This is a genomic window from Pseudomonas sp. Pseusp18 (assembly GCF_059506005.1).
Genome location: NZ_CP169240.1, coordinates 2,420,935 through 2,447,348 on the forward strand (window position 1 = coordinate 2,420,935; position 26,414 = coordinate 2,447,348).

Here is a 26,414-nt window from a genome sequence, read left to right on the forward strand (position 1 = left end):
ATTATATAACCATCATTTGACATATTGTTGGACTTTTAATGCTCAAGCTGTTTTTTACCAAGAGAAAGAGATTTTTATTCATGGAAACGACCTTCAAGGATAAGCCAGATTTTTCTCATGCATCCGTTGACGAATTGCGGTTCCAAGCGCTTGAGTTCGAGAGGCTGATAGTGAACTATATTAAGTCAAAGAGTGGGAGCGCTCCGCATGACAAAGCAAAGCTGCACAATCTGATAGTTAACGAATTGATTAAATATCCTCTCTATCCTCAGCTTGAGAACTATTGGCCAGATTTCATAAAAGAAGTTTTAGCTCTGAAGGAATTCCGCAACAGCCTAATTCATTCGGATTTTTCCAATTTGCCTTCAGTTTCTGAGCTTTATAAAAGATTCAAAGATGTTAATGATGTGCTATATCCTTTTCGAATTTGCTCTGGAAATAGAGATAGGTTCAAACCCATTGCGTGGCGTGGAAAAAACTTGGAAATACTAATCGATGAAAATCAGTATTTGTTAGCGCCCGCCGATCTTACTAATCTAATGATTGAATTGCACCCGGCGAGCCGAGGAAAGGTTAATTTCATTAAAGGAAGGCTGGTGGCAGGAAAATCACTTGGTTATGATAATGAGAAGATAACCTATTTTATCGAAAGTTTTCCAGCATTTGAGCTGGATGAAGACGAATCGGCAGTTTTGGAAGATATGTTATCAAGCTTGATTAGCCAGTTTATGTATAGTCGCTGAAGGCTTGAGTCTCGATTTGCGTGCGAGCTCAGCTGCTGGGTACTTGTTGGTAGTGGCTGGGTTGGAGCAACAGACACGGTCGCTGTATGAGGTGATTCGAGACGTCTGCAGAAATTAGTGGTACGAGATGTTTTAATGAAGGCTGGAGTTGTCATTGTGTAATGCGTGTAAGGCTAGTAGTTCCAGTCCAACGTTGGACGTCGGTGGTTGACGGGATGAGAAACAACGCTTGAAAGAAGGGCAGACCTGCTCCTTCTCATGCGAAGAGGAAATATGCGATCAGTCTTCTTTGATTTTCAGGAAAAGATTGTCAGACGGCGCGGATTCAAAAAATAGTTCAGGGCCCTCAATCAGGTATCCTTTCAAGGTGGTTGTCTTTCTGGGGCCATGTACCTCGCAAACCCAGATGTTCAAACCATTTTCCCGTTTTCTATGGATCTTCAGTTTCTCAAACTGCTTCTGTACCCAACGCCATTCTTCAATTTCTAAATCGCCCCCCTGTGAAATACCAGGAAACTCCTGTGCGTAGCGTTGGAACAAACCAGGTGTGACCAGTAATACATTGCCGCTCACCGTGTGGATTTTAGCCTTGCTGTCGTTGATGATCAGCTTGTGGCTCTGGATACCTTCCTTGACCCAGTTCAGGAAGATTTGACCTGCGTTGTCCAAGGATGGGCTTGAGACTTTGAGAGCATTTTCTGACGGCAGATCACTTGCCTCGGTTTCTCCCATTTCGAACAAATCCAGAAGAGTGCTGAGGTAGTCAGCATCTTCCATCTGTGTAGGATCTGTCAGCGAAGAGCTTTGACGCAATTCTGCACTGACTGTCTTAGGCGCTGGTGCCAATGTCGGAGCGTCAGACGGGTGGCCATCGACAGCTATGCTCACTGTTCCGCTGAAAGGCTCTGGTCGGTCTTCGTTCCTCCAGATCAACGCTGGTTGAAGGCGCAAAAAAGTAAAGCTCTGCTGCCAGTCCCCCTGGACGACCTGCGCAGTCCAGATGGCTTTGCCTTCTGGGGTGGACTCAACCAACCCATGCGATTGCAGCTCGTCGAACACCGCAAGGTTGGATGAGGGAATGCCCTCAATCGATTGCGATAGCAGATAGGCCCTCAGCTTGTCCGTGACCGTCTTGCTGACCAGCCACAACGCGTCTTGAGTCAACCAACCTGCGGCACCTGGCTGGTTGAGTTTCAGCTCATGCTGAACCAGATGACGCAGCCCGCTGATTAAGTGATGTTGCAGCGAATGGATCGGCGCCTGCAGCGCCTTGCTCGGATTTCCACCGATGTTCTGTGCGGTGGAGACGCGGTCTGCCTGCATCACCAACTCCCCCAGCACACCGGCATGTTCATACTGACCTGCTAAGACATACAGCAGGCTAGCCCACAGTGCCGGAAATCCACTGAGCCAGTCCAGGATAGGTCGGTCGAGAATTTGGGTGTATAGCAAACCCGCCGCTGCGCCATGCAGGTGATAATCGCGACCCTTGATGTAGCGAAAGCGGTAGGGCTGATCCAAGGGACCCTGCCAAGGATGCCAAAGGCGGCCGTCCTGGCGTTCGACTAACATGTCCACGGCGATCTTGCCGATGTCATGTAGCAGAGCGCCATAGGCGATACCTGCGGACCAGGCATCAGTCTGAGCAGCCTGGTCTTCAGGGGCTGCGCCCGTGGGCAGCAGATAGGACTGGCGCAGTTTCAGACTGTAGGCGACCAGCTCCAGCCCATGATCCAGCATGCCTCCGAGATAGGCATGATGGTGCGCTTCGCTGGCCGGGAGCTGCTGAACCTGCTCGGCGTAGCGATGGATCGGATGCAAGTAGAGCTGAGTGAATTGGGTATGGGAGAGGGCGGTGTATTGCCAGATACGATCCAGTAACTGGCGGCGGTGATCGACCGCCAAAAGAGTTGGAGCTGACTCGATGGACAGGTAACCTTCGGTGACGTTCGCGGACAGCAGGGGGGGAAGCTTTTGCCTTTTGCGAAGGAACAGGTTGAGAAGCATCGTGGTCTCCAGGTGACGGCCGGACCTTTGGCCTTTTAGCCTTTTCGGATAGAGCTCTTACCCTTGAACTCCCATTTCCCTTCGACCGTTGCTCCCCTTTTGGCTGGTGTCCTTTTATGCGGCAATCGGAATATTGAAATCGCTAGGCATCGGTTTCTTGGGCTGGTACTGAAAAGAAAAGAGTCAGTACACTGCGCTGCATAATTTTTGGGTCTTGCCATGAACCTTACTGACGCAACGCTCGTGCTGCTCCTCGCGGCACGTATCCATGGAACAGATGAGGCTGTCAGGGCCTCAGCGAAGAGCGTGGTCAAGAAGTTGCCGCGCAGCAAGCGCGATCTGATCTACAAGGTAATCGACAGCCGAAGTCCGCTCGATCTAGTCGGGTTTCTGGCAGAGAACCTGGATAACTGACCTGCGATCTCTGCGATCTTTTCCGTGGCTCGCTGCGTCCAAGGAGGCTCTCGGACGTAGGTAAAGTTGTCCACGGAAAACGTGGGTATATCTGTGGATAAAACTCTGCGTGCCGCGGAGTACGCTGATTGCGATGGGGTGATTACTAACTGAGCAAAGGCGCTGATGGTAGCTGATGTCTTGATGCGCCTTCGCTGGTAGAAGAAGGCCCAACTCGCGTCGGGCCCTGTGAAGTATTTGAAGCGGTGAGTTTTAAGAATTACATACGATTGAACGTTGACGCTCCTACTCGGTGGGGGCCTCCGCTGCTGATTGCTCCAATTGCTGCTTCAGGTTGAGCAGGTACTCCGACGCGGCCCTGGCTTGACCACTGGCCCTGAATATCGCTCGTTTGTCTGCCTTGAGTACCTTGAGCCAGAAGTCGATGTAGCCTTCATGTCGAAGCGCTCCTTGGATACCGGCGTGGGCACATAGAAAAGCAGCACCCATCTCGGCGACCAACTCCTCAAAAGCATAAGCCGGTGAGCCGAACGGACAGGGAGAGGTGAGTCCCTCTCGCTGCAGCCTGGAGAGATGTCCGGTCCAGTGTGTCAGCTCGTGCAGTGCGGTCGCGTAGTAGCCGCCTTCATCATGAAATTGGGCTTTTGTCGGCAGTTGGATGAAGTCCTTGAGCGGGTGGTAAAACGCTTCGCTGGCAGGCCGGTGGACGATCTTTGCTCCAGAAGCTAATAACAGATTTTCCGCAGTGCTGTTGGCTTGGAATGGATCGCTTGGTTCCGTTTCGATCAGTGTTTCAGTGAGCGCTTCGAGCCCCTCCGTTTGTTCGACATTGAACAGAAAATGTGTTCTGAGAATGCCAAAATGAGTGACCTTGGGCTGACCATTCTCATCGAGAATAGGTTGGCCTGACTCGGTTTGCTCTTCGCGTTCCATCGGCTTGTAGAGAACCGCCAGGGTACTGTACTCGCCCTTGCGGATGTGTCCGCCGGCTTTCTTGGCTTGGTTGAAGGTCAGCCAACGATCTTGAGTAAATCCCTGTAGCCGGGCCTCGGCCCATAGCAACAGCAAGTTGATGCCGGCATAGGGGCGCTGAGTGACGGCGTTGATCGGGTAGGGTTGGTGATGGTCGGTGTGAAAAAATGAGCAGGTAGATGCCCAAGGTTTGATCCAGGGGGCAACGCCTTGATCTAAAGCAGCAACGATCTTGTCAGTCACATCTTGGTAGATATCGCGCATGGCATGTTCCTCAAAAAAATCGGGGGAACGCCTTGCCCGTCGGGGAGGGTTCCCCGATTGGGTGGTGGAATTGGATTGACGCAGGCCGGGCCTGTTGCCCGAGTGCGAATATGGGTGATGGGTCCTTAGTGCTGGGGCTCTCCAACAAGAGCGATCAGCAAGGCGACAGGCTGGTTCGGCTCTTGTAGCAGTCTGAGGCTCAGTTGCAGTGTCAAGTCATAGTCTGGACGACCTATTGATGTAATCTGGGCTATCTCGAACACCACATAAGGTTCGAGTGGGTGGGCAAGGTGAGCTTCGAGGGCCGCGCGTACTACATTGCTCAACTGAGTGAGCAGTAGGCTTTCAGGATGATCTGAATGCTCGAATAGCACCGCCCTTCGCCAGGCATCAGGGGTAAACACGATGGGTAACTGAATGGTGCTCAGGGCTTCGAGTGTGGGTGAGTCGGACATGGTGTACCTCCGTTGAAAACGCGAAGAACCCTGTCCCGTGCGGGAAAGAATTTCCCCGCAGTGGGTTGAAGAAAAACAAGAGAGGGGGTACCTGACGAGAATGGCTCGATAGGCACTCAGCAGAGGAGAAGGCGTTCATCACCGCGGAAGCGGTCACCGTGCGAGCTACCGAACGCTTATCGCACTTGGGAAAGCCTTCACCGAAGTGACGTAGCCTTGAAGGCTTCGGCTACCTAGGAGTGTGCTGTCGAAAACAGCGATCCGTACTGTGTATTTAGCCGGACGATTTACATGGGTCAACCGCCGGAGGGGCGTTCTTTCACTGGGTTTGTCTTCCGCCTTCCAGTGAGGTTTTTTCGGCTGGGGAAACTGATAAACGGTCGGGCACGGACAGTTTTCAGTAGTAGGCTGTTACTTCTGTTTCAATCATGAAAACGTTCGGAGGAGGGCGCGCAATGCCGACGCAGAAGCCCATTCATGTCTCCCGCGCCCATCGCTGGGCGTATGCATTCGGCATGTCGGTAAAGCGAGGGTATCGAAAGTTTAAGGCGTTTGAGTTTCGTGTGGCTCAGCGTGCGACAGCGGCAGGTATGCCAGCGGGTAATTTACTCGTTCGCGGGAGCTTTCTGATTGCCAAACTGGCATTGATCGGAGCACTGCTTTTTCTCGGTGTATGGCTGGTTCTGTTTTTTGTGATGATGCTAGCTACCATCACGTTGCTTTGGCTCAGGACTTTTGTTGATGCCGATCATCAAGAGGAAAACCCGGGGCCAGACTACCTAGGTGCTGACCTCTACATTGGTGACTTCGACGACAACGGGCATTACATAGGCGACAGCAAGTCATCTAATTGAGCGCTTAGCGGCACCCAATATTTGATCAGTGCCTTTGCTTGCGGAATCACTTGCGGCTTTGCTGCCGTTCGCCAACATGCCTTGAATCCCATTGCCGACTGAGTATCCTGCCCAGCTCATCGCTCCTAGGAACAGCATCGGCAGCACGATGAACATTGCCCCCATCACATACTCGATCACCTGCGCCGTGACAGTCCCATCCATAAACCCGGATGTGGGCAGAGACAACAGAACCTGATTGGAAGCCGAAACCTGGTTGTACAAGGTGTCGAGCATGCTTGAGTCAACCCAGCGCGCCAGCTCCCACCAGAAGGTCAGCATGTGCAAGGTGAGCAACGCAAACGTCACGGTCATGACGGTCTTCAACTGGTAGGTGCTGACCAACAGAACCAGCGGCAGGCTGATGATCACACCCATGATCAGAAACGCCTGTACCATCGGTAGGGCAGCGCGTAGCGCATTCATTGCGGGAAAATTACTGAAGGACCCGAGAGCCAGCCCGGTGTTTGTGGCCAGGTTATTGAGCCCCTGATTGATCGAGCCACCACGGGCGCTGGAGCCATAGTCCTGGTACACCTGTCCGGGTGACATGGACATCGATTGCTGACGCGGGCTGACCAGCTCACGCAGCGTGGCGTCTTCGATCTCGTTGCTCGATCGACCAGTCAGCCAGCCTTTCAATTGGGTGAGCAGCGAAGCGTCGACTTGCTCAATCAATCGATCCCGTAGCCCGATACCGTTGTCGTTCCACCACTGTTTGCAGGTGGGATAACCCGCGCCATTCTCTAGCTGAGGCAGGGAAACGTCGCGGCTTTCGTCATAGGGCCAACTGACTCGTGGCGTGCGAGAACGATCCGTATCGTAGTAGCCGGGCGTGTCGAGAAAATAGCTTGAGCCGATCCACGCGGCATCGTGACTTTGGGCCTTGTCCAACTGCGGACGATTGGTGAACAAACGAGAACGGGAGTAGCCATAGCAGTCACGAGTGAAGTCGGCCACCTCTTGCAACAGCACTTGGCTACCGATGCGCGAGCTGTCGATTTCCATGCGCATCTGTCGGATATCCGGTGCGCATGGGATGGCGGCGGTTGCTGCGGCGTTTATGCCTTTGCTCAGGGCATGCACCAGGAACCACCAGACCGGCACGTTGGCGGAGCGCTCGCCAATGGTATTGAAGGTGGTACCCCAGGCGGTTTCCGTCGGCTTGGCCACACTCACGCCGCAGCGCTGACTTGCGGCATCATCGAACGCCATTGACGTGAGGCTCAACGGAAAAACCGGTGCACAACCGAACAAGATGACGATGTAGGCCAGCCATAATCGGTTCTCGATTCGCGGTACCGAGAGCAGTCCCTTGTTGCCTTCATCTGCGCCTTGCTGACGGGCCGACAGCCATTCCTGCAGGATGATGGCGGCAAAGGGCGCAGCGAACAGTCCGGTGTCAGACAGCACGCTCCATATGCCGTTGTTGATGATCCAGGCCAGCAGGGAGAGGTAAAACTCCAAGTAGCTGTTGGTGCTCATGAGCATGGCGGTCACAACCGGGTCAGTTCGATGCAGGTAAAGAGCAAGAGCCCCATCGTTCCAATGCGTGTTACGCGCAGCCGATCCTGTGGTCGGTGTCGGTAGTGCCGAAGCAGATCCCACCAGAGCGCAAAGAGGGCGCTGTAGAGCAGGGCGCGCCACCACCGCAGATAGGGTCGTACGGATTCGAATACCAGCTGCCAGACCTCGAACCTACCCAGCGCATTGCGGCCGATCCATGCGACCAGAACGGCAGTGAGGATCATCCCAGCAGCAATTCTCAGGCCTGAAATCAGTGTGAATAGCCGTGAGCGTTTCATGGCTTCACTTGCGCCTAGAATCAGCGTCATTGAGTCGACCGGGCTCAGGGTCGCCTTGTTCGACGGTACGTGAAGCATCCGCACCACCGACATGTCGATCGAGTACAAGGCTGGCAGTATTGGTGGTCAGCATCTGTCGAACCTGCAGCTCGGTTTGCAACAGACGTATCTCACGTTCAAGAGCATCAATGTTTTTCGTCAAAGCGGTCTGTGCCGGCTCGGCGGAGGCGATGTTCGGTTCGTGACTACCTGCCAGCAGTGTGCGCAGTAGCAGGAGCGCTTTATCGAGCACACTGGACAGGGCCGTCTCGCTGGCCAAGCGCCGCGCCAACACATCCTGGTCGGGATCGTCGCGCAGGGCTTCGATCACGCCACGGGTCACCGGTAGCATTGAACTGGATGCTTTAACCAAGTTATCAGGGGTGGGCGGCAGTGAGCCTGACAACAACCCTTGTAGGGTTTTGAGGTGCTCGCTGTAGGTCTCCTGGATCAGTGGTGTCAATCCACTGCCGGCGGTAGCTCGCAGGGTTTCGCAGCTGTCACAGGTTGCGACTTCGCTCTCACCCAATACACGAACAGCCCAGTCGGACTCCTCCTGAGGCGAAGCCCAGGTCTGGCAGATGGCTCCCCCCAGGCAATCATTGCTACTGATCGAGGTACTGTCATCCACTTTGCGATTATGCAGCAGGTTATAGCCCGCACGGACCACGTCGGAGGTCACTTTGATGGGCGTCTGCCCGCTACCTCCCGCCTTCTGCCCACCGACCCAGGACACCCCATTGTTGCCGTTATGAGTTTCGGTGTTCTTCACCGCGGCCACAGCATCACCGCCTGTATTCTCCAGGCTTCCCTGCATTTCCTGATTCTTGGCCAACTCCCCCCAGCCCGCTTGCCCAACTTTGTCGGCCATCTTCTCGGCCATGGCTTGGCAGGTCAGTTTGGAGCGGTCGAAGTCAATGCGACCTTGCATCACGCCGTTGCTGAGCAACTCATAGAGGCCGGGATTGGCGCGCTGGATAATCAGCGCTGGTAGCGACATCACGGCTTGGGTCGCGTTCTGCACAATGCTGCCCATGATCTGCTGGAAACCTTCGGTCACACCGTTTAACTGATTCTGCAGGGTGTTGGTGAGGCTCATGTTTCCGCACGTCATGTTCGCGCGCCAGGCCCCGCCGACGCCGAGACCACTGGGTCGATAGAGCGAGCTCGGAGAGCCCACTGCGGAGCCACCGCCGATGGTGTACATCACCCGGTCGTCGAGTACTCCGCCTTGCGTGCCGAGTCGATAATCGTCCTCGGCGGCATGGGTAGGAGCGGCTGCCGCCAAGAGTGTGCAGAGGCACAGGCTCACGATGCCTAGCGTTGATCGACTGTTACGCCGGCTCATGACGCACCTCCTTCGAAGTCGATGCTGAACAGAAAGGTCTGCCCCTCACGTTTGCAGCAGCTATAAGGACGCCACAGTGACCAGGCGTAGCCGCCATCGGCGCTCTGTATAGGATCGCTGGGGAAGAGGGCACACGTAGGCTGAAGCTGGGGATATAACAGTTGCCACTTATGGGTTGTGGCGTCGTTTTCGATGATAGGACCGGGCGGCCAATAACCGTCGCGTGGTATAGGTGTGAGTGGTAAGTACACATGCGGTTGCCCAATACGAGTAATCACATCGCCGGCCCGTTGAGCCATCACCGCTGAAGCTTTGAAATCATCTGGCTGTACCAGGAAGCCCTGACGGGGATAGACGTTTCCCCACATGTTTCCCAATGTCTGATGACCAATTTCACGGACTCCCGGTACGAGGGATTCGGGATAGAAACTTTCCGGAATGCCATGGCGCCAGGCCAAAGAGTCTAGGGTGCTCAGGTAGTAAGGCAGGAACGCGGTGGCGCCACTGGCGCAGGCATAGCCGGATTGCGAAGCCAATTGTGTTGCGGCCCAGCCACCTGGATGTCCGATGCCGTCGACGTTCTTGAAACGCGGCAGGTTATCGCGGTAAGTGTTCTGCGTGATCAGGTTGCCGCCACCTCCCGCACCGCTGATTGGAGAGGATAGGGTGGCCATCTCGGTCCAAGGATTTGCGCCCGTGGTGGCGTAACTCGAAACCACCAGTTCAGGTATAAAATGACGCACCTTGGGCGAGGTTTTGACGGTGCAGCCGAAGGGCGTACAGAGGAGCCAGAAGCAAATGCCGACGACTTTATATGCGAGGCAGTTTGGCGAAAGGACAGAGGAGGTGATGCTCCCGGTATCCAGCGCCATGCCCGGGCCGCATACCAGCAGAGCGCCTAGTGCTATAGGGCGCAGCTTGTTTGGCATAATTGACGGGTGCGCGACAGACATGGTCCAGGCTCTTTGGAAAAATGGCCTGGGCACATTCAATGATTTGAACGTACGTCGTCAGTGATAAAGGTGAAGCTGGCGCTGTCGATTTTACAGTATCACGAGCAGGCTATTCGATGCTCAGCGCGCGGCGAAAGACGTCTGGCTCGGTGAGAAGCTGGTCCGTAGCAACCTCAAGAATGTTGGCTAGTTTGCACAGGACCATCAGCGACGGATTGCTCGTGCATCGTTCGATTTGGCTGACGTAAGTACGATCCACCTCGGCCATGAGCGCCAACTGCTCTTGGGTAAGGTTTTTCACGCGTCGCATCAAGCGAATATTTTCCGCCAAATTCACACGAAGCTGTTCGTAGTCCTGAGTCATGCGCGCAAATTGCGCTTTCAGGGACCCTCAATCCACGGGATATAGTCTACATTGGTACTAATGTAAGCCATTTGCTGCTCATGTCTGTGATTGAGCGTTCATTTGGTCTCGTTAAGATTCTTCGTTATCGGGCTCTGCGTCTAACAGTAATCAGAAATCTAGGGTGTGTATGAACGAAAATTACGTTTCAGTTCCGGCGGCGGATGGGTGCCCTGATCTTGTGACACCGTGGGGCAGTGAGTTTGCACCGATGATCGAGCGTGGCGTGCAATGCGCCGAGGAGTGGCTGGAGACTGTCGATGAGGTTCCACTGTGGTGGGAGCTGTCGCAGGCGCGCAAGACCTTTCCGGTTGGTGACGGCCAGGACGCGTTTGAAGCGGGTTTTTTGTTGAGGATTCAGCAGCGGCTTCGAGGTATGGTGAAATAAATAACCTATCTTACTTTTCGTATTGGTTTTAGCGCTTGCAGTGGTGATGAACTGGACAAGTCTCGGGAACTGGAGCAACGGTTTGTCCCGTCGCCTAACCAGCAACACCGACACCGTCGATTAACTATCTGATGCGCTTTCACTAAATGTAACGCCATCGTCATTCTCTTGGATGTAGGTCGGAGCGTTTGAAGGATCATCAGCGGGTAAGGGACTGATCCATACCCTTGCCTCTTCAAGGTATTCCAGGACGCCAATTCGGAGGCTAGCCCAGTACCTTTCTAGCGCGGACTCATACGCTAGAAAGTCGACTGCATTGTCATCGATCTCCGCCCGACTACTTCCGTAGACATGCCTTGGTTCGTAGTCATCGCTTTTCGGATCTTGCTCATAATTGTCCACGAGCAGCCGAACCTTGTCGGTCAGCACGAGCCACTGAAGAGCTCGCTCAGGGCTGATTGAAGAAGCAATGTTGAGGGTGGCAGAGAAATCAGCATGTCTGGAGTGAGCCGTAAAGAGCGCGGACTTCAGCTTTAGCATGCCTGGCTTCTTCTTAACACCCGCGATCAGATTATCGATGTTATCTAATGCGAGAAGGTTCAGGTCGACTTGGGTTATGGCCATGGTATGGCCAAAAAAGTGAGCCTTTGCGTATGAGTCAACGATGGAGGCGACGAGACGATTCAAGACCTCCATGTTCTGGAACTCCTTCCTCTGCCTCGGGATGACGTCGATGACCACGTAGAAGAAATAAGCTGCGATCAGGCCTGTGAGTAGATCACCGACAATGTCCTCGAAAGCCTTGGACTGGAAAAGTAGCACCACACTGGGCCATTCAGTCTTCATGTAGTCGGTAGCGTTAAATTTGATTTTGACCGCACATAGGCAGATGAGGGCAGCGATTGCCCAAGCAAACAGCTTCCGCTCAAGCCTGTCCTTCATGAATTCGAACATATCCATATCTCACGAGAAAGGGCCCCGTAGGGCCCCTCATGTGTACGCAAAAGTCTTACTGAGCCAGCCAGGACTCGACCGTGGTGGAGCCGTACTCGGCTTTCCATTCTTTCAGAATCTTGTGATTGCCGCCTTTGGTCTCGACGACTTCGCCTGAGTGCGGGTTCTTGTACTGCTTCAACTGACGAGGCTTGCGAGCGCTTTTGGTTTCAGCAGGAGCTGGAGCACGGCGGGTGGAGGCTTGGGGGTCAAGCATGTTGATGATGTTCTTCAGGCTATAGCCGTACTCGCCCAGCAGGTCACGCAGCTTGGTTTCAAACTCAATTTCTTTCTTCAGCCCGCTGTCGTTTTTGAGGGATTCAAGCTCGGCCAGTTGCAAGGCCAGTTGCTGTTCGAGCTTACGGAATTCGGCAAGACGGGACATGTGACACCTCAGATATTTAGTGATAGCAGTGTAGTCAGCATGGCTGTAGGTGAACAGACGTGATGCTCATCACGTCGCCGGCTTCACCGTCCATTGCATGCCATTCCAATGGAGATCGTCGTGGTAGATATGCGCCATTAGCTCGGAATGGTTCAAATAGAGCCCAGGCGTCACTACATTGGGATCTTTTTCGGGTATCAGCATGCCGAAGTAAAACTCCGGGCAGGTATTGATCATGTGACCATGCGGAGGCATCACGCTGTTGAACTCACCACGATACCGCTTCGTCATTATGGCCTTACCCAGTGTCCTGCCAACCTCATACCGCACGAGCCAATAGCACTCAACTCCACTACGGGCATAGCGCTCCTGGCGCCGAATGAAATCACGAAGATGCTGGTAGGAACGTTGGAGCTCAATAGCGATCTTGCGATCACCCACCTCGAAGTATACGTCTGCTTTCCATCGATCCCTTAGCTGTACCACCCGGCACCTCACTACGAGGGTTCAGTCCAAAAAGCTTGAGAGCCCCAAAGACCAGATCCTTAGCTTCAATAAGCCAGACGGTCTCTGGCGCCGTGGCGCACTCGTCCGAGTAGTGAGCGAAAAACTGCACACCATTCATGCTCGTCTTGAGAACCGCCCGTGATTCGCAGCACGGCATTTTGAATGCAAACGGATCGCTGAGGGACTGGGCCTTCAACGCGTCCCACTCAGCAACGGTGTATTGACTGGCGTAGACCGCCTGGTCGTCCCTGGTGAATGCTTCAGGCATCATGTGTCCATGTTAATGGCCTATCGACCGTCAGTAGGCCACAAGGGTTACGCCTGCTCAAGTGGGACAGGTCTGAGCTCTATTTTAGGATACAGAGCCTTGGTCGGTTTCACTTTGACGGTACCGCACGGGTGCTGAATCTCAACGCATGTATTCGACGATGCAGCTTGCGAATTCGCTCCGGCCAGAATCCTGAAACTCAGTTGTTGGGAAAAAAACGGAACGCACCCGCTATGTTGGCCTTATTCCTCTGATTCGATCTATCCGCTCAGCCACCCGGTGGGCCGCATCCAACTCCGAACAACCGTTGTTCTGCATCAGTCTCCAACGCTCAGCTTTTTCCTCTGGTTCCGTCATGGCCAAGGCGAGATAGAGACTGGGCGGAACGGCACGAAACAGGGTCTCAAGCTTCTTCGATAGCACGACCCCCTCAGTGTATTTTCCCGACTCCTTACTGGCAGAGAGCAACAAGGCCTTCTGCGCCGGCGTGAGCTTCTTGAACCGTGCGATTTCTTCAATTTCCGCCGGTGGCATGTTCAAACAAATCCACCATTCAATCATGTTGAGCATGGTCTGCGCGGCAGCGGGGAAGTCAGCAAGGTTCTGTGTAGCGAGCCAGAACCAGGCGCCGAGCTTGCGCCACATCTTCGTGCCCTTGACCACGAAGGGCGCCAGCAGCGGGTTTTTGGTGATGATATGGCCCTCGTCGGTGACCATGATGATTGGCCTTCCCAGGTACTGGTCGCGTTCGGCAAGGTTGTTCACGGTGTTCATCAGGCTGATGTAGCTGATGGACATCTGTGCCTCGTAGCCTTCGCGAGCGTAAGTGGCGAGATCAACAATGGTCACATCGCTCTCGGGCCAAGGCGTGCCTTTGCGATCGAACAGTTCCCCCTCGAAACCCTGGCAAAATAGGTCGATGGATTCGCCCATTTCCTGGGCACGCTCGCGGCGTTTTTCCGGCAAGTGCAGGTCGGCACCGGCGCGCAGCAAGGCGTCGCGAACGTCGTGGGTCAGCACCTGGCGATTCGCTCCGGCACACGTTTGCGCTGCATCGATGATGCATTCACGAATCAAACTGCGATCGGCCCGGCTCAGGCGGGCCTCTTCCTTGGCTTCGCCACCTGTGATCATCAGCCGTGCAGTAATCTCCAGTTCACCAAGAATGTCGCGTTGGTCTTCGTGACTTGCTACGGCGTCATCATCCCACTCATCAATCGATAGATTGGCCACCTGATCCGGTTGCTCGACCAAGCGCCAGGCATCAGTGAAGGGCGCTAGGCTGACCGAAGCGCCGGGTTTTAGCTGGACCTTGTTGACCGAGAGGTCCTGTGTCGCGAAGTAGTCGCCCTGCAAGCCGAATGAGTTACCGGCTTCGACGATAAATAGGCGAGGGCGGTACACGGCCATAACTTGCATCAGTAGAGTGACCAGCGTGGCAGACTTACCAGCGCCAGTTGGGCCGAACAATAGCAGGTGACCGTTCATGGCCCGGTCCAGGCGTGACAACGGGTCGAAGCTCAACGGCGAGCCGCCGCGATTGAACAGGGTGATGCCCGGATGGCCTGTACCTGTGCTGCGGCCCCAGACGGGCATCAGGTTCGCGAGATGCTGGGCAAACATCAGGCGGGTGTACCAATTGCGCGTATCTCGGGATGGGTTATAGGACATTGGCAACCAGCGTAGGTAGCTGTTGCAGGCGGCGACTTCATCGCCTTCACGTACCGGTTGCAGCCCCGCCCCCAACAGCGCGTTGGCTAGGCTGACGGAGCGCTGATGCAACTGATGTTCATCATGGCCGCGCACATAGAATGCCAGCGTGCCACGATACAGCTTGTGCTGGCGGCCGATGATTGCGCGAGCCTCTTCAACGTCCTGGCGGGTCTGGGTCGACGCCAGGTTTTCGCCGATGGCCTTGCGCGCCAGGCGATTCAGTTGATCCTCAAGTACATCCTGCGGTTTGATCACCAAAGTCAGGCTCATCACCGTATCTTCGGGTAGCTGATCGAACAGGGCATTCACTGCGTCACCCTTGCGGGTCTCGCCGGTGAGCTGACCGATTGATGGTGCTCGCCGCAGCTTGTCCACCACCATCACGCGGTGAGGTTGACCGTCGAAAAACCAAAGTCCGTGCTGCACATCCGAGCGTGGTTCGTTGAAGAACAATCGTTCGGCAAAGTCGTGATCGAAGGGCAGATCTAACGACTCACCATCGCCCGACTCCGGATAAGCCACGCGTTGGTAGAAATCTTCGGGTGCTTCATTGGTGAGCGTGGGCGCCGGATTGAACCAGGGCAATAACCAGGCATAAAAACCTCGGCCATCGACGCGTGTTGATTGCACTCCACATGCTTGCAGCGAGGTACCGATTCGTTCGCATGCTTGTTGTAGGGATTGCATCGGGGTGAGTCCTGTCTCCTCAGCTTCAGAGTCAAGCCAGCGATAGACCACCAGACGCACCCGGCGGTTATTGCCACGCCAGGGCAGACGCGTCACTACCTTATCCTCAAACAGACCACCGGGCTTGGCGATGGCCCTTAAATGACGCCGACTGAGCTCCAGATAGGCCTCGGTGAAGACCGTGCCTCGTGCGCGGTCCTCAATGTAGTCGGTGAGCTGGGACAGATAGGGGGCGAAGTCATTGTCATCCTGGCAGAAAAACTGCGCCACCCAAGGCGCTTGATCCAGCTCGTCAAAACTGTCCTGAAGGGCATCCTCAAGCGCATCGCGGGCCGCCATCAGCCAATCGGGCTCACGTCCTTCGGTGCCAATAGGTAGCAACTCGAACACTGCGCCGACCGAGCGATTGTCATCGAGCAGAAAACACTGCTCGGTGCCGAGGTATTCGACCCAAGGTAAGTGATCGGTGAAGCTGGGGTTGTGCGCATACAGAGCGGCTTCATCGGCCAAGGTGGCACGTGGGCGCAACGAGGTGCGCCAGCCTTTCCACGTAGGAGTGCTTTTGCCCGAGCCGCCGGTACTCACTACAAGTCTTCCTGACGTTCACCAGGTAATGCGTACTGCACACGTTGGTAGAATGGAAAGACCGTCGAATAACCCGGAACCGGCGCTTGCTCGGTACCACTCAAGTGGGGGTAAACGTACAGCACCAGATCAGGATTGGGCAGGCGGGGGAACAGGTTGTGGATCTCATTCGCCGCTGTGCGAGTGTACGGCTCCTGGAGCGAAGCGGAGAGGTCTGCCTGAGCCAGTGGACGGCGCAACTGCTGTCGAGCGTCCAGCAGTTGCTGCTGAGTACCTTGGACGCCGGTGCCGTTCCAGATGTCCAGCATGGTTTGTTCACCATGCGGCAGAACCGTTTCCTTATCGGTGGCACACCCCGTCAAGATCCAGCTAATCAAGGTCAGGCAGAGAAGCAGAGTCTTTTTCATGGCGAACGCTCCGGCCTTTGGGCTCGTAGTCGATGGTGATCTCATGGTCGAGGTGCAATGCGACTTGCGCTGCCGGTGGCACGTACACGGCGGCAAAGGCCTCGCCATACAGCTTGTTGACCCATTCGCGGATGTCACTGACGCCACCACTGAGAATTGAGCTCAGTGCGCTGTTGCCCGCGCTGTTCGTGACTCCGAGCGTGCTTCCCCCTGAGCTGATTACGCTGCTGTTGTTCCGCTCATCCCCGAGCAAGGCTGCGACACCCGCGCCGGCGGCGGTGATCAGACTTTGGCTACCGAGGTACTGCTGGGCGTTCGACCGGCGTTCGCCAGCGATACAAGGAATGCCATACGGATCGGACAGGTAACCGAGCCCGCCACGGACCTTCTCGGTGTTTGAACTCTGGGGAGTGGAGGCATTGCGATTGATGATGGCCTGCGGCTGAGGCACCGTGCGTATGGTGCCATCAGTGAATACAAAGGTGATCGACTCAACCTGGCCACGGACGCAAGCCAGGGTCCAGTCACCGGATGCCGTACCGCTCATCACAGCTCCCACGACGTCCGGCAGGTCGATGCCATTCGCAGTCAGATTCTCTGGACCGACCAGTACCTTAAAGGGGTAAGGATCATTCACGGTGCCGTCCACTGGAACTCTACCGATTAGCGCCGTCATGGCGACCGATCCCATCAGCGTGGCGTTTTCTGGGATGGTGTAGACCGGCTTCGCGTCTTCGGTACGATCAACGGACCGCTTCAGATCACGCTCACCCTTGGTGGCGGCACGTAACTGTTTCTGGCTGCGATCAATAGCATTGTCTTTCAAGCCTTCCAGTGAGTTGAAAGTGCTTGGCAAACTCAGTGGAGAGACGCTTTTGGTTTTACCTCGGGCGTCGGTGGTCGGAGCATCCGAGGGCTCAATCCATTGCAGAGCATCATTGGCAGTGTGCGGCCCTTCGAGCTGAGCACCGTCGCCTGATTCAAGTCCCAATCCGATGGGCATATCCTTGTCTTTGCCAGTCAGCCCTGACAACTGCTCCTGTAGTTGCGTCAGCAGCCCTCGGGCCTGGCGACTGTCTTGTTCCGCTTTGAGTCGGGCTTCGTTGGCTTGCCGGCGGCCTTCGTCGACCTGCTGGGTCACGCTACCCAGGGCGGTTTGAATACGTGAGTCGACGCTGCTTTCCCGCTCGCGCAGACGGCTGTTCTCCGTTTGCAGCGAATCGTTGTGTTTCTTCAAACCGAGCATGTCGCTGCGCATGGCCTTCACCTGACCTACCAGCGTGGCGACCGTGTCGCGCGGTGTATCGCCGGCAATGCCAAGCGACTTAGCTTGTTCGGCGGATAATTGAAGATCACGCTCATCAAGCGGTTTCTCTGGAGAGGAACTGTCGTCATTCGCCACCCAGGTTTTCAGGATAATTAACACCACGGCTAACAGCGCAGCCGGTACCAGCCATTTGAGCAACGCATTAGCCTTCATCGCCAACACCCCCCGCAACAGGCTGAATCAGCGTGGCCTGTTCCAGGCCGGCTCCGCGGGTGACGAGGTAGGCAACCGTGGTGTCTTCCGCACTGCCAACTGGGCCGAGGAATGCGTGCTGGAAAGAGGCAGCGAATAGCTTGGCTTGAAGCCGACGCGGATCGAGTTGCACTGTCTCTGATCCACGATTACGCAACTTCACGGCGGTCACCCAGTAGTCGCCAAGTCGCCAGGTGGCGATGGGGGTGCTGGACACGTTTTCGGTTGGTAGCAGCGTCGATAACTCGGTGCGCAACTTGAGCGGTACGCGGCGTATGCCGGGGAGTGACTCTACGGTGCGCAGCGGCGCGTACAGGCTTTGGGCGGCGTAGCGCGTCAAAGCAACCGGGATCGGTGTACGCTCTGGAACCGGGACGGTGCTGGACTCAGTCTCGGCAGGCTGCGCCTGATCATTCTTGAGGATACGCACGGGCTCCAGCGATTGATCACCAGGCGTGGCCGCGATATCCAGGAGGATGATTTCACCCGTCGCGACCGATTGCAGTTGCAGTCGGGTCGGTGCAATGGCTTCCGACGCGCGCAGGTACAGCGTGCCGCCGGTTGATTGCACGCGCAGCTTGCCGGTCAGGGTTGAGGGCACACCGACTCGAACATCCTCATCGACAAAGACTACTCGTTCCTGATTGATCACTAGAGGGAGTGCGAGGGGTAGACGTTCCCAGTGCATCAGCTCGACGGCCTGCGCTGCAGCTCCCCATAGCATCAGTGCGACGGTGAGTCCTAGGGTAGAAATCCGCTTCATGGCTCACCTCCAGGCAGAGAGATCTTTTGCGGCGTACCCTGATAACAATCCAGCGCCAGCCCCCACTTGTTGCGCTCAGGATCCTGGTCAAAGCGCACCACGCGTAATGGATATCGCACCACCACCCGTTTCACCGGTTCGGCGGCGTAATACTCATCGGCGTTGAGGTCGAGCTTGACCAGCCAGCTGTCTCGGTCGAGTTGCTTGACCCTGAGTTCCGGATCTTCGCTGTAGCCTCGACCCAGAATTTCGTAGACGCCACGCACCCGCTGACGCAACTCGCCGGCGGCTTTTCGGTATTCGTAGTCGCCGTCGAGGAAGGCCTTGCAGGCGGGTGTCAGGTAGGACTGCAAGCCATAGATGGCCCGCCGATAATCCTGCTCGCCATCCGAGGGCCAGCGGTTGAGTTGGCCAAAGATGTACAGGGCAAAGGCATACACATTCTCTGAGGGGATATCCCACCACTTGCGAGTGCTGCCCGAGCGCAGATCCGGGGGGACATGCACGGTCAGATCGGTCGGTGCCGAGCGCCAGCCGTACCAAAGACCGGCAGAGAGCAGGGCAAGGATCAGGACCGCCAATCGCAGACTGGAGATGTGCGCCTGCTGGGCATCTACCTTGTTCCGAAATCGGCTCATGACTGCCACCGGGACAAGGCCGGGCGCAATCGACGGGAGCGGCGAACCGTCCAGGCACCGGTGTGGAGGATCAAACTTCCGCGACCCAGGCGCCAACGGCTGGCGAGAATCCATTCGAGTTTGCGGTACAACCAGGTTTCGGGACGGGCTCGCTTGGCCCGACGCAGTAGCGAGCCTCCGGCAAATAGCACCACCGCCATACAGGCGATCATGCTGGTCGGTGCCACGGCAATGGAGGCGGTGGCAATCGCCAGAGGCACGCCCAGCAGAAGGCCAATAAACGCACCGGTGCCGAGCGCTATCCACATTTCATCGTTGGTCAATCCACGCAGCACAGCAGGATCACGATTGAGTCGCTCGGGTAGAAAGACCAGCGTACCGTCGGTAAGGCGCTCGATAGTGTCGTTCATCTCGACCTCACAGAATCGCCGCGGCCTTGGTCAGGAACCAGATAATGATCACCACCAGCAGGGCGCCGATACCCACTACAGCGCCGAGGTCCTTCCAGGTCTTGCGCTGATTCTGCACGTCGGCATAGACAGTGAGGGAGTGCCAGGCTACGCCGAGAAAGGCCAGCAGAGCGATCAGCAGACCGAGCAGAATGCCGCCGTCGTAGGCGTAGTTTTTGATCGTATCGATCAAGCCGGAGCCTTCACCACGCGAGGGGGCTTCCATGGTGGGAAGCTCGGCAAAAGCCAGGCTCGGACCCAGTACCAGCAGCAAGCCGATCAATCGCTGGCTCGCACGATCACGTAGGTTGTTTTTCAGAGGAACAAGGCACTTGAGCATGAGGGTGATCTCCTGGTTTAGGAAAGGGTGAAGAACATCAAAATCAACAAGGCGAGCAACACGCGTACGACGCTGCCTCCGAGCGCGCCAAAGCGAACGCTTCCTGCCGCCCATCCTCGGTACGCTGTCCACATCACCCAGGTACACCAGAGCAATGCCAGGACTAGAACCAGGGAGATCCACAGAGTTGAACTGCTCTTGGCAGAAAAGCCGGAGGCGTTTTGGAAGGCTGCGGTCTGAGCGTCTGTCATGCTCATGGCGACGGCTCCGGGAGTGGAGTGTCGAGACGGTAGTCGCCGACTAGTTCACCAGGATCGCGAGGTTGAGCACGGGAAGGGGACAGATAGCTATTTACACCGAGACGAATGCGCTGGATATCCTGAATCAAACGAGGGTAGTCAAAGCGATATCGCATGCCTGATTCTGGAGCTTCGTAACGTGAGGCCTGTTGCGCCAACGTGACGAGAATATCAAGCTGCTGGGTGAGTAAATTGAGCTTCTGTTCCTGCTCACTCGCAGCAGTGTTGGCGCAGTGAACGGCGACCAAGCTAATTATGAAAATGCGAATGGGAACGGTAGACATCTTAGTGCTCTCAGCGTTGATCTGGCATTAAGATCAACTAGGGAGTAGAGCGCGTCAGTACATAATTCGAGTTGGGCGGGATCGGTTTTTTATTTTCAGTAGTCGTTATGGAGCTAAGGGAATGTTGGACGAAATTAAAGGGAAGGTTGTGGCTGAGGTAGTTAATAGTCTCGGTGGGCGCACGGACGAAAAAATACTGCAATTTTTTAGGTCGGCGGCGGCCTTTGCAAGGAAATATGCGATTAGTTACGAGCTTGAAGGTCCGATGTATTTGGTGCTGGATAATAGTATTATTCAGTCTTTCAAGCACAGGTTAACTGATGTTAATCGTGATCTACAGGCTCTGTCATATATCACTTTCACTAGATTTGTAACAAGCTGGAGCGACCGTGAAACATACCTTGCCGTTACGCCAGCTGCTCTCTATGAACATATGGGGCGTCGAGGTGGTATCACCACTGAAGAAGTGCTGGGGGCGCTCGAAGAGCTTCAAGTGTTTTTTTCGAGTACAGGTCTGCGAATGTCGTGGGTCGGGTTTAATTCGATGGAAGAACTGGTGGGTAGGCTTGCTGCAATACATGCCGACGATCTGTATCTGACAAAATACTTTCGGGAAATTGACGAGCGGGATTGGAGAACCGATCTCAAAGCGCCTTTCGGTGTGAAAATTCCAATAGGTATTGCGTATCGCGAGATACCAGATGATCTGCCGTTAAAATATTTTAGTCCTTGGTACGTCAAGTTTGTTTTGGCGAGTCGAATTGAACGCTCTATCATTCGAGACTCTCAACATAATTTCGACGCCCGCCCGATTGGTAGCGGTGCGCTGTCTGACGCTTTAGCTGATCTCAACGAGTTCAATAGGAAAGGTGCGTTGTCAGGCCTAGGGGATATTGACATGTTGCAAATATGCGATGGCTCTAGGCAGTACCAAGATAAGGCTGGTTACGTTTTAGTAGGGCAGACATTCGATCGTGATCTGAATGAGGTGCTTCAATACCGACACTCTTACTTTGAAAGCAGGGGAGTGGAGTTTGGAACTCCACATGCAGAGCAACAGGTAAAAAATATGGTGGATTTTATGTTCTCAAAACCATTTTCTGAGCAGGAACAACGTGCAGACTGGATCCAGCCTAGGTTGAAGGATTTTGTGGATACAATTGCCAGCGGCTGCAGAGCTGCGATTGAAAATTCTAAGAATGCGAATGGTGAACATCTGGGTCAGGAGATGTAGCAAGACAGTACTCAAATATATTTCTTGAACGTCGCCGCAGTGATAGCTGTTAACAGTCCAAGCATTGCGGCGCACGGTGCAAAGATAATAAGCGGGTTGATTGAAAAAGGAAGGGACAGATAAATGATCCAAGGGACGACAAGTAATGGGGGTACGGCTCGTTTAGCACGGTGATATACAAAGCTACTTTCTCGACCAGCACCGAACTTGCGCAGGTCCCGGCGCATCAATCCGTCCACAAAGCCAGTGACCATGGCCAGCAAAAACAGCGGTGTGGCCAGCACTAGGATTGTTAGGCGCACCATGAAAGTGAAGGCGACATACATCGCCGCCAACACAAAATCTTCAATGCCTACGTAGAGTTGATTGAGCCAACTCCAGTAGCCTTTGCCCTGGCTCGATACGCGTGCCTGCAGAGCAAAATCCGCAAAGCCAGTTTTGACCAGCAACCACTGATTGAGAAAGTCCAACCATTGGATGATCGTCTGCCCGGGCTGCTGGATGATGAGTGAGGATTTGAAATGCTCGCTCAGCCAGTCTAGCTCGCTGGTCAACATGGCTTGACTATGCCGCCAGCCTTGATCCCCCCAGAACAGCAGCAGACCCGCGAACTCTATCAGCACTGAAAACAACAACGAAGCGAGCAGCACTCCGATAACTCGTAGGACGAGCCTGATCGCCGATATGATCAGACCTGGACGCTGGATGGGCTGTGGCGGCGTGTTCTGTGTGGAGGCTGCCATCTTCACTCCATTGCATATCATTGCGCGATGCAGTCCTGACGCTTTCTGATTGTTTCTTAGAGTCGGAACCGGAACCAGGGGCGCCTTACCCCACCTGATCTATATTGAAGTCAACGGTTGGGCCACCACCATTCGTACTCCACCATTCGCCCGCTTGCTGGTTGTAGGTCGCCCGCATCCGCTGAGTGAGCTCCTGCAGGTCCTTGGGCATGGCATCGTCGTTGGAGGGTTTAGGCAATGGCATACGCACCTTCCACAGCTGTCCACCTGCCTGAAAGGAGAACATCTGCCCTTTGGGCAGGCTGACGATGTGAGCAGGCTCGATCAATGGCACGCTGGTGCTGTTGACGCGATCCTGCGAGGACGAGGTGAAGTCCGTATTGGCCTCTGGATCGGAAGTGTCGGTGGCACCCGAGACAAGGGTCTTGGTCAGCACATTGACCTTTGGCAACTGTTGGGTGAGCAGCTCAGCGGTAGCCGTCTCACGGACGCGAAGCATCTGTAGGGTATTGAAATTACCAATGACCTGGCCGGCCTTGGCTCGGTTGCCAATCCGCGCCTCGATATCACTCAGGGTTTGGGTATAAGCTGTAACCTGGATGCTGGCACCGCCGCCCTTGTTGATCAGCGGAATGAACTCATCACCCATCAACTCGTTGAACTCATCGGCGTGCAGATTGATGGGCAATTTTTTTGTGCTGCTGGTCTCCGAGGGAAGGCCCTGATCAATGCCGTGCTTGTAGATTTGCCCGGCGACCGAGACCAGGTCGGCGAACATGGAATTGCCTACTGCAGCGGCAACCTCAGCATCAGTCAGTGCGTCCAGCCCAACGTAAACGATGCCGCGTTTTCTGATGATCTGCATCCAGTCGAAGATCGGTCGCGGATCATCCAGATCGGTGTAGTTGGGGGCCAGTAACTGAGCGGTTTTACCGGTGGTGAGTTTCTCCAGAAGAGGCAGCAGCGAAGCGACGATTTTGTCGAAATAGGTCCGGTCATAACGCACGGCAGAGCGCAATCCATCCAGCACTGGATCGAACACCCGTTTCGCCGCCAGGTATTGCTCGATGGCCACCACGCGTTTCTCGCGTCCCACCATATGTCGGGGGGTGTTCTTCTCGTTGAGCTTGCCTTCGATCTGAACGATGACCTCCCACGCTTTCGAGTCGGTTTTAGCGAAGAACTGCTGGGCATATTCAACGAACAGCGCGTCGATGTTGACCACATGCCGTTGGATCTGCAGGTAGTCCGGTCGCCGGCCCAGTTCGATCAGGGCGCGGGCAATGATGTTGACGAAGCGCCAGGCGAATTCGCGGAAGGCTGCGGAGTTACCTTCTCCGCTAAGCTGCCCGGCGATGCGCGACGCGACCTCCGAGATGCGCCCGAAACGTCCTACAGCGTTGTAACGGGCCGAGATCTCCGGCCAACCCAGATGAAAGACATAGAACTCTTTCTCACGACCGGCTCGTCGTGCTTCGACGTACATACGCTTGAGCAGGTCGGCATCGCCTTTGGGGTCGAAGACAATGACCACCTCATGTTCGACACGGTGGATATCCTGGGTGATGTACACCTCAGCCAGTCGGGTTTTTCCGACACGGGTGGTGCCCAATACCAGGGTATGGCCAACCCGTTCACCCAAGGGCAAGCTGACCTCCATCTCGTCCGGCTCGACGCCATGCAGCAGCGGTGACCCGCCTACCGGCGGCAAAGGGCGCACAGGATTGAAAGCACTGTTCCAGGCCGTAACGCGCCCCAGGACCGAGAGCGGAAATGGAGCATGTTCCAAACGCCGCTCGAGCCCTCGTGCCAGGCGGTAGCGGGTAGGTGGATCGACATAACGGGCGACGGCCGGATCTTGAGCCTCGACCAGACGTTGTGTGTGCAAGCGAGTCCAGCGAAAACCGCGGCCCATGAACAGACGCTTGCGGCTGATAGGAATCTGTCGACTGGTCAGTTCATAGCGAGGTAGCCGACGGATGTTGCGACGATAGCGCAGCACGTCCCAGGCTTGGCGAAATCGCACGAGCCCGAACAGCGTGTAAGCCAGCGCCGTGATCCGACCGATCTCAGGCGACAGGGCCACGGCCCAAGGCGAGTACACGCACAACATCGCGGCCGCGATGCAGATCGCTACGGTGTACAGCTCCACCGCCGGTCGGAGCTTGGATTCCATTGCATGCTCGGCCATGGTCATTGTTCCAGCGAGGTGGCGGTGACCAAGAAGGGGTAGTGCTCGATCTGCAAGCGAATGGCGATATCGTTGCCATTGACGGGCAGAATGTTGAGACCAGGAGCTGCTGCTCGGATCCGGGACAGGCCGTCGATATCGGCGACTTCGACGGCCAGGCCAACTGCCCCCATCGCTTGTAACTCAGCAGCACGTTGGCGTAGCCAATCCAGCGACTGCGGATCGTCACCCACCAGAAAGAACGGCTTCAAACCGGGCATCTCCAGCCGTCGAGACGCTACTTGGCCTGGGCTCAGTTGAGAACTTCTGACCGGCAGTAGCCACGTTTCATCCAGCGGTATGGACAGGTCTGCATGAATGGCCCGATGAGATGGGACTCCGTCATTCAACTGGGCAAAGTTCTCTACAACGGCCAGTTCTGCGTGAACGAGAGGTGCCAGGAACAAGATCGAATAGCAGGTAAGGGTAATTCGTTTCATGGAGATATGACCTGATCGAAGGAAATCAGCAGCCGTTTGAGTTGCTGGGAAAAAACGGCGCGATAGCGGGCGGCCGGCGCGCCACCTGCCGGCCGGTGATAGCGTCCCGCAGCTAATACCCAATCACCGGTGGCGGCGTGATGCTCACGTAGTAGCGCAGCGGTCACGGCTAGATTTCGGTAAGGGTCGAGGGCTTCGCAGGGGCTGGAAAAACGCTGCCCGTGATAACCCATGTTGGTTTGCCCGAGTCCAACATCGACCCGCCTGGCATCATGGTGGGTGAGTGCCTGAAGCAACGCGTGACATGCCGCAGGGCGTGCGGCGAAGCGGTAGGGCGTTCCGGCTATATTCAGCGTCCAGGGCCAGGGCAACAGACGGCCACGAACGCGGATACCACTCTCCTGCAAGGTGATGGCGAACAGCACAGCGGAAGGAATGTCGGCACCTTGCGCTGCCAGTTGGTAGGCCGGTGGTGGCAGTTCGTTAGCCTGAACCGTCAGCGCCATGAGTATCAGTACAAGACTGTTCAATTGAGACGCTGCCATTGCCCATTGACCTGTTGGAACGTGGCAGGTAATGGGCCTGGCGCACCCAAACTGAACCAGTGGCCACGGTCATGATTCAGAGTGATCTGTCGGCGTTGTACTCGAGACGGGTCAATGCCTGCTTGCCGCGCCCAGGTGCGAATGCGTTCATCCTCGCCTTGGCTGCCCACCAGGTAGATATCGAACGCGGCGTCGCGGTTTTGCAAACGCTGTGCTTCGGCGATACAGGACTGGCAGTTTTCCTCCACGAATAAGGATGGACGGGGTGCTACCGGAGAGCTGGCAGGAGAGGCGGACGCCATGCCCTGGACAGGCAACAACCCGGGAAACAACTTGGCCCAGGCCTCGGTATAAGCGTTCTGGTAGGCCAGTTCGCGTTCGGCGCGCTTGGCCTCCAGCGTGACCTGCAATTCGGCATAACGTTGGCGTTCCTGGTCGGACTCGGCTTCCACCCCGAGTGCCGTCAATGGATCGAGATTGGGACTCCAGAAGCCGCGCGGACCGGCTTGGATTTGCTCGAAGCGTGACCACTCCTGGTCTGACAATCCCCAGGTCGTAGCTTGTGCCGATCGGGAGCGTTCTAATGGAGTTGACTGGGTAACACTGTTCTGTAAATGGATTACATTGGTTTCTGCCTGCGCAGAGTCAATGGCAATCATTGACGCGAGACAGAAGCAGGTCGGCAGCAGCGCTCTGTTCAT

The 26,414-nt window shown here is 55.6% G+C and carries 31 protein-coding genes and 1 pseudogene; 5 read left to right on the forward strand and 27 right to left on the reverse strand.

Going from position 1 to position 26,414, the window contains the following annotated elements; all coding sequences use genetic code 11:
• Positions 1-80 precede the first annotated feature (80 nt).
• Complete coding sequence (locus tag ACEN9A_RS10910; protein ID WP_413386826.1) at positions 81-743, forward strand: hypothetical protein; 663 nt, start codon at positions 81-83, stop codon at positions 741-743.
• A gap of 279 nt (positions 744-1,022) precedes the next feature.
• On the opposite strand, the gene mobH is transcribed toward ACEN9A_RS10910, so the two are convergent.
• Positions 1,023-2,750, reverse strand: a complete 1,728-nt coding sequence (gene mobH, locus ACEN9A_RS10915; protein WP_413386824.1) for a MobH family relaxase — start codon at positions 2,748-2,750, stop codon at positions 1,023-1,025.
• 219 nt (positions 2,751-2,969) lie between these two features.
• On the opposite strand from mobH, the gene ACEN9A_RS10920 reads away from it, so the two are divergent.
• Positions 2,970-3,164: a DUF7740 domain-containing protein gene (locus ACEN9A_RS10920; RefSeq protein WP_047703585.1), complete on the forward strand. Its 195-nt coding sequence runs from the start codon at positions 2,970-2,972 to the stop codon at positions 3,162-3,164.
• Positions 3,165-3,449: 285 nt separating this feature from the next.
• Here the strand turns inward: ACEN9A_RS10920 and ACEN9A_RS10925 are convergent, their stop codons facing one another.
• Together ACEN9A_RS10925 and ACEN9A_RS10930 are read right to left on the reverse strand one after the other, a co-directional pair.
• On the reverse strand, positions 3,450-4,400 hold the full coding sequence (locus tag ACEN9A_RS10925) for an ArdC family protein (RefSeq protein ID WP_413386822.1): 951 nt from the start codon (positions 4,398-4,400) through the stop codon (positions 3,450-3,452).
• A 125-nt stretch (positions 4,401-4,525) separates the two neighbouring features.
• On the reverse strand, positions 4,526-4,855 hold the full coding sequence (locus tag ACEN9A_RS10930) for a hypothetical protein (RefSeq protein ID WP_413386820.1): 330 nt from the start codon (positions 4,853-4,855) through the stop codon (positions 4,526-4,528).
• 455 nt (positions 4,856-5,310) lie between these two features.
• On the opposite strand from ACEN9A_RS10930, the gene ACEN9A_RS10935 reads away from it, so the two are divergent.
• On the forward strand, positions 5,311-5,709 hold the full coding sequence (locus tag ACEN9A_RS10935; protein ID WP_413386818.1) for a DUF3742 family protein: 399 nt from the start codon (positions 5,311-5,313) through the stop codon (positions 5,707-5,709).
• Here the strand turns inward: ACEN9A_RS10935 and ACEN9A_RS10940 are convergent.
• From ACEN9A_RS10940 to ACEN9A_RS10960, 5 genes are all read right to left on the reverse strand, one after another.
• Positions 5,698-7,239, reverse strand: coding sequence for a conjugal transfer protein TraG N-terminal domain-containing protein (locus ACEN9A_RS10940; RefSeq protein ID WP_413386911.1), 1,542 nt, complete (start codon positions 7,237-7,239; stop codon positions 5,698-5,700). The genes ACEN9A_RS10935 and ACEN9A_RS10940 overlap by 12 nt on opposite strands.
• A gap of 5 nt (positions 7,240-7,244) precedes the next feature.
• Positions 7,245-7,553, reverse strand: a complete 309-nt coding sequence (locus ACEN9A_RS10945) for a hypothetical protein (protein WP_413386909.1) — start codon at positions 7,551-7,553, stop codon at positions 7,245-7,247.
• Positions 7,554-7,557: 4 nt separating this feature from the next.
• On the reverse strand, positions 7,558-8,940 hold the full coding sequence (locus ACEN9A_RS10950; RefSeq protein ID WP_413386816.1) for an integrating conjugative element protein: 1,383 nt from the start codon (positions 8,938-8,940) through the stop codon (positions 7,558-7,560).
• The gene (locus ACEN9A_RS10955; RefSeq protein WP_413386814.1) at positions 8,937-9,893 is read right to left on the reverse strand and encodes a TIGR03756 family integrating conjugative element protein; all 957 of its coding nucleotides are present in this window, start codon (positions 9,891-9,893) and stop codon (positions 8,937-8,939) included. Before ACEN9A_RS10955 ends, ACEN9A_RS10950 begins: the two co-directional genes overlap by 4 nt.
• Positions 9,894-10,002: 109 nt before the next feature.
• Positions 10,003-10,257: a helix-turn-helix domain-containing protein gene (locus ACEN9A_RS10960; protein WP_413386812.1), complete on the reverse strand. Its 255-nt coding sequence runs from the start codon at positions 10,255-10,257 to the stop codon at positions 10,003-10,005.
• A 169-nt stretch (positions 10,258-10,426) separates the two neighbouring features.
• Here ACEN9A_RS10960 and ACEN9A_RS10965 point away from each other — a divergent pair, with 169 nt between their 5' ends.
• A complete protein-coding gene (locus ACEN9A_RS10965; RefSeq protein ID WP_413386810.1) occupies positions 10,427-10,684 on the forward strand; it encodes a LasR-specific antiactivator QslA in 258 nt (85 codons plus the stop codon).
• A 120-nt stretch (positions 10,685-10,804) separates the two neighbouring features.
• Here ACEN9A_RS10965 and ACEN9A_RS10970 read toward each other — a convergent pair whose 3' ends face one another.
• The 14 genes and pseudogenes from ACEN9A_RS10970 to ACEN9A_RS11035 all read right to left on the reverse strand — a co-directional run bounded on the left by ACEN9A_RS10970 (position 10,805) and on the right by ACEN9A_RS11035 (position 20,521).
• Complete coding sequence (locus tag ACEN9A_RS10970; protein ID WP_413386808.1) at positions 10,805-11,638, reverse strand: hypothetical protein; 834 nt, start codon at positions 11,636-11,638, stop codon at positions 10,805-10,807.
• Between the two features lie 55 nt (positions 11,639-11,693).
• Positions 11,694-12,062 carry a histone-like nucleoid-structuring protein, MvaT/MvaU family gene (locus ACEN9A_RS10975; RefSeq protein WP_413386806.1) on the reverse strand — a complete coding sequence of 123 codons (369 nt, stop codon included), beginning with the start codon at positions 12,060-12,062 and terminating at the stop codon, positions 11,694-11,696.
• Positions 12,063-12,131: 69 nt separating this feature from the next.
• Complete coding sequence (locus ACEN9A_RS10980) at positions 12,132-12,353, reverse strand: hypothetical protein (RefSeq protein WP_413386805.1); 222 nt, start codon at positions 12,351-12,353, stop codon at positions 12,132-12,134.
• A 54-nt stretch (positions 12,354-12,407) separates the two neighbouring features.
• A pseudogene (locus ACEN9A_RS10985) lies at positions 12,408-12,560 on the reverse strand (competence protein CoiA family protein); the annotation flags it as partial.
• Entirely contained in the window at positions 12,496-12,837 is a 342-nt protein-coding gene (locus ACEN9A_RS10990) for a competence protein CoiA family protein (protein WP_413386803.1), read from the reverse strand. The gene ACEN9A_RS10990 and the pseudogene ACEN9A_RS10985, both read right to left, overlap by 65 nt.
• A 231-nt stretch (positions 12,838-13,068) precedes the next feature.
• Positions 13,069-15,822, reverse strand: a complete 2,754-nt coding sequence (locus tag ACEN9A_RS10995; protein WP_413386801.1) for a conjugative transfer ATPase — start codon at positions 15,820-15,822, stop codon at positions 13,069-13,071.
• Complete coding sequence (locus ACEN9A_RS11000; protein WP_413386799.1) at positions 15,822-16,229, reverse strand: TIGR03751 family conjugal transfer lipoprotein; 408 nt, start codon at positions 16,227-16,229, stop codon at positions 15,822-15,824. The genes ACEN9A_RS10995 and ACEN9A_RS11000 overlap by 1 nt, the downstream gene beginning before the upstream one ends.
• Positions 16,192-17,709 (reverse strand): TIGR03752 family integrating conjugative element protein, encoded by a 1,518-nt coding sequence (locus ACEN9A_RS11005; protein ID WP_413386797.1) that lies wholly within the window; start codon positions 17,707-17,709, stop codon positions 16,192-16,194. Before ACEN9A_RS11005 ends, ACEN9A_RS11000 begins: the two co-directional genes overlap by 38 nt.
• Entirely contained in the window at positions 17,699-18,511 is an 813-nt protein-coding gene (locus tag ACEN9A_RS11010) for a TIGR03749 family integrating conjugative element protein (RefSeq protein WP_413386795.1), read from the reverse strand. The genes ACEN9A_RS11005 and ACEN9A_RS11010 overlap by 11 nt, the downstream gene beginning before the upstream one ends.
• Positions 18,508-19,149 carry a PFL_4703 family integrating conjugative element protein gene (locus ACEN9A_RS11015; protein ID WP_413386793.1) on the reverse strand — a complete coding sequence of 214 codons (642 nt, stop codon included), beginning with the start codon at positions 19,147-19,149 and terminating at the stop codon, positions 18,508-18,510. Before ACEN9A_RS11015 ends, ACEN9A_RS11010 begins: the two co-directional genes overlap by 4 nt.
• Entirely contained in the window at positions 19,146-19,559 is a 414-nt protein-coding gene (locus ACEN9A_RS11020; protein ID WP_413386791.1) for a TIGR03750 family conjugal transfer protein, read from the reverse strand. Before ACEN9A_RS11020 ends, ACEN9A_RS11015 begins: the two co-directional genes overlap by 4 nt.
• 7 nt (positions 19,560-19,566) lie before the next feature.
• Positions 19,567-19,938, reverse strand: a complete 372-nt coding sequence (locus ACEN9A_RS11025) for a TIGR03745 family integrating conjugative element membrane protein (protein WP_055127985.1) — start codon at positions 19,936-19,938, stop codon at positions 19,567-19,569.
• Positions 19,939-19,955: 17 nt separating this feature from the next.
• Positions 19,956-20,195, reverse strand: coding sequence for a TIGR03758 family integrating conjugative element protein (locus tag ACEN9A_RS11030; protein ID WP_413386788.1), 240 nt, complete (start codon positions 20,193-20,195; stop codon positions 19,956-19,958).
• Positions 20,192-20,521, reverse strand: coding sequence for an integrative conjugative element protein, RAQPRD family (locus ACEN9A_RS11035; protein WP_413386786.1), 330 nt, complete (start codon positions 20,519-20,521; stop codon positions 20,192-20,194). Before ACEN9A_RS11035 ends, ACEN9A_RS11030 begins: the two co-directional genes overlap by 4 nt.
• Positions 20,522-20,642: 121 nt before the next feature.
• On the opposite strand from ACEN9A_RS11035, the gene ACEN9A_RS11040 reads away from it, so the two are divergent.
• On the forward strand, positions 20,643-21,755 hold the full coding sequence (locus ACEN9A_RS11040) for a hypothetical protein (protein ID WP_413386784.1): 1,113 nt from the start codon (positions 20,643-20,645) through the stop codon (positions 21,753-21,755).
• Between the two features lie 11 nt (positions 21,756-21,766).
• On the opposite strand, the gene ACEN9A_RS11045 is transcribed toward ACEN9A_RS11040, so the two are convergent.
• The 5 genes from ACEN9A_RS11045 to ACEN9A_RS11065 all read right to left on the reverse strand — a co-directional run bounded on the left by ACEN9A_RS11045 (position 21,767) and on the right by ACEN9A_RS11065 (position 26,414).
• Positions 21,767-22,498 carry a TIGR03747 family integrating conjugative element membrane protein gene (locus ACEN9A_RS11045; RefSeq protein WP_413386782.1) on the reverse strand — a complete coding sequence of 244 codons (732 nt, stop codon included), beginning with the start codon at positions 22,496-22,498 and terminating at the stop codon, positions 21,767-21,769.
• A gap of 85 nt (positions 22,499-22,583) precedes the next feature.
• Positions 22,584-24,689: a type IV conjugative transfer system coupling protein TraD gene (traD, locus tag ACEN9A_RS11050; RefSeq protein WP_413386780.1), complete on the reverse strand. Its 2,106-nt coding sequence runs from the start codon at positions 24,687-24,689 to the stop codon at positions 22,584-22,586.
• A gap of 2 nt (positions 24,690-24,691) precedes the next feature.
• On the reverse strand, positions 24,692-25,168 hold the full coding sequence (locus tag ACEN9A_RS11055; RefSeq protein WP_413386778.1) for an integrating conjugative element protein: 477 nt from the start codon (positions 25,166-25,168) through the stop codon (positions 24,692-24,694).
• Complete coding sequence (locus tag ACEN9A_RS11060; protein WP_413386776.1) at positions 25,165-25,713, reverse strand: lysozyme family protein; 549 nt, start codon at positions 25,711-25,713, stop codon at positions 25,165-25,167. The genes ACEN9A_RS11055 and ACEN9A_RS11060 overlap by 4 nt, the downstream gene beginning before the upstream one ends.
• A complete protein-coding gene (locus ACEN9A_RS11065) occupies positions 25,695-26,414 on the reverse strand; it encodes a TIGR03759 family integrating conjugative element protein (RefSeq protein ID WP_413386774.1) in 720 nt (239 codons plus the stop codon). Before ACEN9A_RS11065 ends, ACEN9A_RS11060 begins: the two co-directional genes overlap by 19 nt.

Coding starts and splice junctions, on each gene's coding strand:
- ACEN9A_RS10955 (WP_413386814.1), bottom strand. CDS start 9,893: ATGTCTGTCGCGCACCCGTCAATTATGCCAAACAAGCTGCGCCCTATA.
- ACEN9A_RS10990 (WP_413386803.1), bottom strand. CDS start 12,837: ATGCCTGAAGCATTCACCAGGGACGACCAGGCGGTCTACGCCAGTCAA.
- traD (WP_413386780.1), bottom strand. CDS start 24,689: ATGGCCGAGCATGCAATGGAATCCAAGCTCCGACCGGCGGTGGAGCTG.
- ACEN9A_RS11065 (WP_413386774.1), bottom strand. CDS start 26,414: ATGAACAGAGCGCTGCTGCCGACCTGCTTCTGTCTCGCGTCAATGATT.
- ACEN9A_RS10950 (WP_413386816.1), bottom strand. CDS start 8,940: ATGAGCCGGCGTAACAGTCGATCAACGCTAGGCATCGTGAGCCTGTGC.
- ACEN9A_RS11020 (WP_413386791.1), bottom strand. CDS start 19,559: ATGAACGACACTATCGAGCGCCTTACCGACGGTACGCTGGTCTTTCTA.
- ACEN9A_RS10925 (WP_413386822.1), bottom strand. CDS start 4,400: ATGCGCGATATCTACCAAGATGTGACTGACAAGATCGTTGCTGCTTTA.
- ACEN9A_RS11030 (WP_413386788.1), bottom strand. CDS start 20,195: ATGAGCATGACAGACGCTCAGACCGCAGCCTTCCAAAACGCCTCCGGC.
- ACEN9A_RS10960 (WP_413386812.1), bottom strand. CDS start 10,257: ATGACTCAGGACTACGAACAGCTTCGTGTGAATTTGGCGGAAAATATT.
- ACEN9A_RS11010 (WP_413386795.1), bottom strand. CDS start 18,511: ATGAAGCGGATTTCTACCCTAGGACTCACCGTCGCACTGATGCTATGG.
- ACEN9A_RS10970 (WP_413386808.1), bottom strand. CDS start 11,638: ATGTTCGAATTCATGAAGGACAGGCTTGAGCGGAAGCTGTTTGCTTGG.
- ACEN9A_RS11045 (WP_413386782.1), bottom strand. CDS start 22,498: ATGGCAGCCTCCACACAGAACACGCCGCCACAGCCCATCCAGCGTCCA.
- ACEN9A_RS11055 (WP_413386778.1), bottom strand. CDS start 25,168: ATGAAACGAATTACCCTTACCTGCTATTCGATCTTGTTCCTGGCACCT.
- mobH (WP_413386824.1), bottom strand. CDS start 2,750: ATGCTTCTCAACCTGTTCCTTCGCAAAAGGCAAAAGCTTCCCCCCCTG.
- ACEN9A_RS10935 (WP_413386818.1), top strand. CDS start 5,311: ATGCCGACGCAGAAGCCCATTCATGTCTCCCGCGCCCATCGCTGGGCG.
- ACEN9A_RS10945 (WP_413386909.1), bottom strand. CDS start 7,553: ATGAAACGCTCACGGCTATTCACACTGATTTCAGGCCTGAGAATTGCT.
- ACEN9A_RS11015 (WP_413386793.1), bottom strand. CDS start 19,149: ATGAGCCGATTTCGGAACAAGGTAGATGCCCAGCAGGCGCACATCTCC.
- ACEN9A_RS10965 (WP_413386810.1), top strand. CDS start 10,427: ATGAACGAAAATTACGTTTCAGTTCCGGCGGCGGATGGGTGCCCTGAT.
- ACEN9A_RS11035 (WP_413386786.1), bottom strand. CDS start 20,521: ATGTCTACCGTTCCCATTCGCATTTTCATAATTAGCTTGGTCGCCGTT.
- ACEN9A_RS10940 (WP_413386911.1), bottom strand. CDS start 7,239: ATGCTCATGAGCACCAACAGCTACTTGGAGTTTTACCTCTCCCTGCTG.
- ACEN9A_RS11000 (WP_413386799.1), bottom strand. CDS start 16,229: ATGAAAAAGACTCTGCTTCTCTGCCTGACCTTGATTAGCTGGATCTTG.
- ACEN9A_RS11060 (WP_413386776.1), bottom strand. CDS start 25,713: ATGGCAGCGTCTCAATTGAACAGTCTTGTACTGATACTCATGGCGCTG.
- ACEN9A_RS10910 (WP_413386826.1), top strand. CDS start 81: ATGGAAACGACCTTCAAGGATAAGCCAGATTTTTCTCATGCATCCGTT.
- ACEN9A_RS10930 (WP_413386820.1), bottom strand. CDS start 4,855: ATGTCCGACTCACCCACACTCGAAGCCCTGAGCACCATTCAGTTACCC.
- ACEN9A_RS11025 (WP_055127985.1), bottom strand. CDS start 19,938: ATGCTCAAGTGCCTTGTTCCTCTGAAAAACAACCTACGTGATCGTGCG.
- ACEN9A_RS10975 (WP_413386806.1), bottom strand. CDS start 12,062: ATGTCCCGTCTTGCCGAATTCCGTAAGCTCGAACAGCAACTGGCCTTG.
- ACEN9A_RS11040 (WP_413386784.1), top strand. CDS start 20,643: ATGTTGGACGAAATTAAAGGGAAGGTTGTGGCTGAGGTAGTTAATAGT.
- ACEN9A_RS11005 (WP_413386797.1), bottom strand. CDS start 17,709: ATGAAGGCTAATGCGTTGCTCAAATGGCTGGTACCGGCTGCGCTGTTA.
- ACEN9A_RS10980 (WP_413386805.1), bottom strand. CDS start 12,353: ATGACGAAGCGGTATCGTGGTGAGTTCAACAGCGTGATGCCTCCGCAT.
- ACEN9A_RS10920 (WP_047703585.1), top strand. CDS start 2,970: ATGAACCTTACTGACGCAACGCTCGTGCTGCTCCTCGCGGCACGTATC.